Source organism: Subtercola boreus, assembly GCF_003399645.1.
In the GTDB taxonomy this organism is placed as follows: domain Bacteria; phylum Actinomycetota; class Actinomycetes; order Actinomycetales; family Microbacteriaceae; genus Subtercola; species Subtercola boreus_A.
Genome location: NZ_NBXD01000064.1, coordinates 1 through 5917, shown reverse-complemented (window position 1 = coordinate 5917; position 5917 = coordinate 1). Strand labels below are relative to the sequence as shown.

Genomic DNA, 5917 nt, shown 5'->3' with positions numbered 1-5917 from the left:
AGCTCGGGGAGAACATTCTCGCCACCCTCCACAAAGGTGATGCCGTCATCGTCGTCGGGTATGAGCACACCGTGTCCTGGGGTGAGGGTGAGAACAAGCGGTACGGCCGGGTCATCGACGCCGACGCCATCGGCCCGAACCTCAGCCGTACCGTCCTGCCCCGGACAGCGGGGGAGTAGCGCCTAGGACGCCTCTCGGGCGTAGAGGATCTCGTGATCTTCCGGGATCACCGCTCGCAGCTGCTCGATCGCTGGCGCGCTTGATGAAGCCCTCATCGGAACAGTGACCGGCGCCGAGCTGTGCGGCGTTCGGTGCGTCGACTCTCATGCAGGCGTACCCCCACCACCGACACCGGCAGGACTTATCCGACCGACCGATCAGACCGCGGGCACTGGTTGTGCGCAGGGATGAGGAAACCCCCGGCATTATGGGGGATCATCCGGGGGTCTTGAATGATCCGCCGTCAGGGGGGTGAACGGGAAACCGGACCACTCGGGGTAGAGAATAGCCCGTCAACTCGGCGCCGTCACTCCCCGTCGGCGTCCGTGCGGGGGCTCGCGATCGTAACCACACAACCGGTTCGTTCTTTCGGGCTCACGGACATCGCCCGCAGGCGGGTGCAGCGAGGCGCGTGCTGTCGGCGCTGATGACGGATGCCGACCAGTTGGTCGTGCGGTAGTACACGAAACCTTTTCGTTTGGTCGGTGCGCTGACCCGGTTGATGCGCTCATAGTTTGTTCACTTTGCGTCCTTGTAAGCTGCGAAAGTTTTCTGTAGACCTCTCAGGATCTTCGCTGCTACGTTGAGCGGGTTGCTTCGTCTGGGGGAGCGGCTTGAGGGGATATTCATGCGGCGCAGAGCTGTCATCGTCGGGGTTGTTTTCGCATCACTGATCACAGTCGGGAGTGTGACACCGGCGCAAGCGGCCGTTGCGCCTGCTGTAGTGGTTCGGATGGATGAGGGCGACGGTCCCAGTACCGGGGATCTTGAGGGCAGCGTCTGGGCGCCGGGCGACACAGCGGATGACGGCCTCCCAGCCGCGACGCCGGTGTCTCCGGCCGCGCCATGGGAACCGCTAGAAGGTGGCCGGTTCGGTGAACCCCTCATCGGCGGCACCGACGAAGCGCCCGCCGAAGATGCTGCGAACCAGCCAGCGATCTACGACAACGAACCTACCGAGTCGGCGGTCAACCCGGCCGCTGACGCCACGGACCCCACCCAGGCGCCGGCAGTCGCAGGCAGGAGCATGGCTGCTCGCGGGGCCCCCGTCCCGCCCGAGCGGAACATCACCAGCCCAGGGCTCGGGTCGTTGCCGTACTTCCAGTTTCAGGACTTCTCCCTCTCTGATCACACTGTTGCCCGGGTGAACCTCGGTAACGGGAACCTCGTCGTCACCGCGAATGACGAATCCTTGTCCGGCCCTGGTATCCAGCTGCGCGCGGACCGGTTCTACAACGGGCTCTCGTTGAACGAGGGTTCGTTCGGTGGCGGGTGGTCGTCATCGATGATCACCAACGACGTCGGCCTGTACATCAACCCCGACACCCTGAGCGCGACGTTCACGGGTCCGTCGGGGTTCACTGCCTTCTTCAAGAAGGAGAACGGCGCGTACACGCCCCCGCCCGGGTTCAACGCCGCCCTCACCAAAGACGCCACCACGGGTGCGGATCTCGGGATTTACACGATCACGTACAACAAGTCCGGTGAGAAGCTCCGTTTCACCCCCACCGGGTACCTGATCAGCGACAAAGACCGCAACAACCAAGGCGTCACCTACGTCTACGACACCGCCGGGCACATCGTGTCCGCCACCCAGGACTCCGGCCGCAGCCTGACCGTTGACTACACCAACGACGCGAACCAATACGTCGGACGGATGACCGATTCCGCAGGCCGGGTCACGACCTTCATCCGGGACGCGAACCGTCGCCTGCAGACCGTCACCGCAGCTGACGGCACCCAGACCACGTACACGTACGACAACTCCGACCGGCTCACCAGCATCACCGTCCCCGGATCACCGAACAACACGACGACGTCGTTCGATTACGACTCGACCAACCGGGTCACCAAGGTGAACCAGCAGTCGACTTCTCCGACTTGGGGTGCCCGCGCTGATGTCGTCACCGACTTCGATTACAGCTTCAGCCCGACCCGCACGACCAATGTCACCGACGCCGACGACAACGTTGCGGTGTACAACCTCGATAACCAGGGCCGGGTGACCTCGACTGTTGATGGGCGTGGTGATACGCGTGCGCAGGACTGGAACGCGAACAGCGACATCCAGACCACGACCTCCGCGTTTGCCTCAGGCACTGCTGGCGGGCAAACGACGATCGCGTACGACAGCCTCGGCAACGCCACCTCGGTGGCAATGCCGACCGGCGCCGGGACCGCCGCGCAATACGCTCGCGGGACAACGGACTGCCCCGGGGCCGCGACCGGTACTGCGTTCCAGGTCCAGTGCTCGTCCGATGCGTCGGGGAGTAAGAAGGCGTTCGATTACGACACGAACGGGAACCCGACCAAGACCACCGATGTCACAGGCGGCGGCACCGGGACCGTGACCCAGCAGTACACCTACAGCGCCGTCGGTGCCGCAGGTACCTGCGCACCGTTCAACGGCCTGATCTGCACGGCCACCAACGGCAACGGCGCAGTCACCACCTACAGCTACGACTCGCACGGGAACCTCACCCAGATCGCGCAGCCGGCACCCCTCGGCGCGGTGACGAACAGTTACGACGCTCTCGGCCGCGTCACCCAAACTATTGACGGTAACGGGTACACGACCATCTACAGTTACGACGTCGACGACCGTCTGCTGAAGACGCAGTTCAACAACGGCGACCAGACCTTCAACGCGTATTACCCGTCGGGTGCGAAGCAATACGTGTGGGACAAGACGATCCACAAGATCTCGTACGAGTACGACACCCTCGGACACACCACGAAGCAGAACACGTACAACGACTCCGGGCAGCCGGTCGATGTTGTGACGTATAAGTACACCGACAACGGCAACCTTACCGAGTACACCGACTCACAAGGGCTGGTGAAGTACGGGTACGACGCCGCGAACAACACCACCAGCATCACCGAACCCGGCGGCACCTGCACGACAGGAACCACTGCCCCCGCGGCCGGATCAGGGTGCATCAAGCTCGACTACTACCCGGGCGGTGTCGAGAAGTCCCGTACGTTCCCGGGTGGCGCAAAGCAGGTCACGGCGATCGATAGGAGCAGCCGGACCACGGATATCACCGCGACACCGGCAGGTAGCAGCACCCCGGTGGTGCAGATCAAGTACGACTACACCGCTGTGCCCGGGTCAACTGCCCCTGCGGATGACCGGACCACGGTGCAACATCAGACGGCCGTTAAGCAGGAAGGGATCACCGCCAATGCGGTGACGTCCTACGCCTACGACTCACGGAACCACCTCACTGCCGCAACTGAGATGGAAGGCGCTACCCAGTCCGCGAAGTGGAGCTACCAGTACGACAACGCCGGCAACCGAACCAAGTACACCCGCTCCGGGACCAGCGGCGCGTCAACGTCTACGGCGAACGTGACGTACAACGCGGCGAACGAGATCACAGCAACTTCGCAGGACACGACCAACTGGGGTTACGACGCCGCCGGCAACCAGACCCAGAGCGGCACAACGGGTGTGACCTCGAGCTACAACAACCGCGGCGCCGTCATGCGCATCGGAGGACAAAACATTGCATCCTACGGTGCCGGGAACACCACCACCCTGCAGAGAGGCAACAACACCTTCCTCACTACCGAGTTCGGTGTCGCAACTCAAACCGTTGGCACTAACGCAACAGTCGCGTACACCCGCACCAGCGACGGAAATGCCGCATCCAGACGCACCAGCGCAGGGTCCACGTACTACGTCACCGACCGACTGGGCAGCGTCGTCGGACTCTTCGACACGGCCGGCGTTTACAAAGGCGGCTACAGCTACACCCCCTACGGTGAAGCACGCCGCACCGCCACCACGGCTGAAGCCACCTCCAACGCACTCCGATACATCGGCGGGCTCTGGGACCCCACCGCCAACCTCTACAAACTCGGCGCACGTTACTACGACCCCAACCTCGGACGGTTCACTCAGGCAGACCCCAGCGGACAAGAGGCCAACCCGTACGCCTACGCAGGATGCAATCCCATCAACGGCAAAGACTCTACTGGACTCATAAGTGAAGCTTGTGGCGTAGCGATCGCTGGAGAAATTTTCTCCATAGTTGGAATCGAGGCCGCCTTGTTTGTCGGTGGTGCTGCAAGCATTGCGAGTGGAGGCGCCCTAACTCCCCTCGCTGCTATCGGCCTAGGCGCAGGTTTTGGGGGCTTATAACCTCTAGCTACGGCATTGTTACCTCATGCTAATTTTTCGAGTGAAGCAATGAAAAAAAGATACTGGCCTTATTACGTGCTTTCATTCTCATCACTTTTCATCGGGGTAACGAGCCCGCTCTACGGAAGTCTTCCTGGAACAATTGTCGGGTTCCTCGGGTTTGTCCTTATTGTGGGTGCAATAGTCGTCGACCAACGTAAGGATCGCCTTAAAAGAAAATGAGTTGAGTCGGGAGTGCTGGCAGGTTTGGCGACTCTGACGTGCCCCATGTATTGGTCACCTGAAACGGTGAAAAGATCTGGCTTCTGCTGCTTGGGGGGAATAGCATTTGCGGCTGGCATCGCAGGCGGCATCGCCTCAGCGGCGGCGGGAGTCGCGGCGGCACCAGTAACAGGCGGGGTCAGCGTTGCCGCCGGCATCGCTGGTGCTTCGTTTGCTGTTGGCACCGCCTTCGGAGCTCCGGCTGCCCTCATCGGACTGACATGCATCTGAGGCGGGATAGACGGGAGATTTGATGCCACCTAAAACTATTTTCTTTTACGCGATTGGACTAGGAATTCTCGCCCTAGTGATCTCGATCTCGCTCGTGCTAGGGGTACTCAGCGGTTTTCAAGGCCCTGGGGCAATCTGGCTTGCCTCTGTCGGCGGAGTCTTGTTCGTGTTCATGACGGTGCTAGCCGTAAAAAACCGGCCAACAACCTGGCGTTAGGCGGCCCCGAGACTCACGTGGAAGGCTCTTCAACCTTTGGCTTGGACCTTCGACCGCCGACCAAAAAGGACAGCACTGAGAGCAGCTGCCTGACCGATGAGGTCTCCTCGATCTCGATCTCTTCGCCGTCATAAATCAGATAACCCATGGGGTCCGTCCTTCACAAACACGGTCGGTATGAACGGCTGATGAGCCGTGGAGGTAGTTCGCTTTCCCAGGGTAGTCGGCGCCGGGGGTGCTGGTCGGAACGCATTTGTTCGACCGGCGTGCTCGCGTGCACGGGCCAGAAAAGGCATGGTCAGGATACGCTCTTCGAACGCCGCCGTGCGGTGAAACTTAAAGAGTTCATGTGGCAGAAACAATCCGGGGCCCGGTCGCGATCCGCACCTAGGGTTCTGACTATGCCGACTGACTGTCTATCGGACACTGGCGGGCGACGAGGTGGGACAGGAGCTTTCCCGCGGAGATTCGCTAATCAGGAGCCAGATCCTGACCCTGCCGGTGACCTCGCAGGCCAGCCGGGAGGCACAGATGTTGCTTGGGCAACGGATCTGATTTGACACCAATATTCTTCTCCATGTCTTCGGTGTACCTGTCGGGTTTGGCCAATACGATCGCAGTGTCGGCGTGATGTCGACCCGGAGAGAGGGAAGCAGATGGGTCTGCCCAGGGTTTGGTTGTCATCTGATCTGTGAGATTTCATTCTCGCTGGAAGGATGTCAGTTATGGCAAAGGCATATCCGAAAGAGTTCCGCGATGACGTCGTGGCGGTGGCCCGGACGGGCCAGGGCCAGTCGGCTCAGATCGCGAAGGACTTCGGGATCTCCGAGGGCACGTTA

The 5917-nt window shown here is 61.3% G+C and carries 1 protein-coding gene; it reads left to right on the top strand.

The features are described from left to right. Nucleotides 1-952 precede the first annotated feature (952 nt). A complete protein-coding gene (locus B7R24_RS16890) occupies nt 953-4369 on the top strand; it encodes an RHS repeat-associated core domain-containing protein (RefSeq protein WP_172582907.1) in 3417 nt (1138 codons plus the stop codon). Nucleotides 4370-5917: the final 1548 nt, after the last annotated feature.